Origin of the sequence: Fischerella muscicola PCC 7414 (assembly GCF_000317205.1) — a bacterium.
GTDB lineage: Bacteria > Cyanobacteriota > Cyanobacteriia > Cyanobacteriales > Nostocaceae > Fischerella > Fischerella muscicola.
This window is the reverse complement of record NZ_AJLK01000217.1, coordinates 1-1,381: the sequence shown is the minus strand read 5'-3', so window position 1 is coordinate 1,381 and position 1,381 is coordinate 1. Positions and strand designations below refer to the sequence as shown.

General features: G+C 36.2%; 2 protein-coding genes. Both read left to right on the top strand.

What is annotated here, in order from left to right; all coding sequences use genetic code 11:
- Positions 1-510: response regulator transcription factor (locus UYI_RS0131290; protein WP_016870631.1), on the top strand; the 510-nt coding region annotated here is incomplete at its 5' end.
- A 15-nt stretch (positions 511-525) separates the two neighbouring features.
- Positions 526-1,381 (top strand): histidine kinase dimerization/phospho-acceptor domain-containing protein (locus UYI_RS0131285; protein WP_016870630.1); only part of this gene is annotated, 856 nt, incomplete at its 3' end.

Below are 1,381 nucleotides of genomic sequence, written 5' to 3'. Positions count from 1 at the left end.
CGCTTAGATGGAATTACTCTCTGTAAACGGTTACGTGCTTCTAATTGTAACGCTTTTATTCTGATGTTGACAGCACGAGATACAACATCAGATAAAATAATTGGACTTGATGCTGGTGCAGATGATTATTTAGTTAAACCATTTGAACTAGAAGAATTAGCAGCACGAATTCGAGCTTTATCTCGAAGGAGTCCAGAAACTCGCCAATTAATTTTAATTCATGGTGAGCTACAACTAGACCCTAGTAATTGTCATGTCACTTATGCAGATAAGCCTTTATCATTAACACCCAAAGAATACATGATATTGGAATGTTTTTTGAAAAATCCTACTCAAATTTTGACTCGCTCGGCAATTTTAGATAAATTGTGGGAGTTTGATAAATTATCTGGCGAAGAAACTGTTAAAACTCACATTACAAATTTAAGAAAGAAACTCAGAGCCGTAGGAAGTTCAGAAGATTTTATCGAAACTGTTTATGGTGTTGGTTATCGTCTGTGTCCTAAGTGAAGGCAAATTTAACTTATGTTTGAAAAAATTCGCCGTCGTTTACTGTTGTCTTATTTAATCGTATTGTCACTAATCTTAGGTGGATTTGCAATTGCTGTTCGGATTGTCTTTACCCATAGCCTCCATAAACAACAAACAGAGAAACTTGCTGCATTAGCACAAGTTGCTGCTGCTAATGCAGAGCTTGATAACGGTCAAATTAAAATTGAAAATGATTTACCTCAAGATAAATTGCTTGAAAAGCATCAAGGGTTACACTGGTTTGATACTAAAGGTAATCTGATTGGAAAACAGGGACGAGATATTTTAAGTTTACCTGTTCATGTAACAGAAGGAGAACAAATAAACACAATTGGTAAAAATCGTATTCAGTCTGTTACCCTGCCAATTATTAGTAGTGATGATAAACAATTTATCGGGTATGTAAGAGCCAGTCAATCTTTAGAAGAATTTGATGAAACTTTAAATAAATTAGATTTGGGGTTAAGTGGTGGGATTATTGTAGCTTTGGTTATTAGTGGTGTGGGTGGAGTTTGGCTAACTCGTCAAGCTATGCAACCAATTGAAGAAAGCTTTGAACGCTTAAAACAGTTTACTGCGGATGCTTCCCACGAACTCCGCAGTCCTTTAATGGCGATTCAAAGTAATGCAGGGGTAGCACTAAAGTATCCAGAAGGGATGCGAGAAGCTGACGCAGAAAAATTTCAGGCTATTTCTAGTGCTACGAACCAAATGACTCGCCTTACAGAAGACTTACTATTTTTAGCTCGTCATGATAATATTCCTAACCGCAGTAAAGAAACTGTTAATCTCAGTTCAATTTTAAATAACTTAGTACAACTATATCAACCGCAAGCAGTCGCTAAACAAA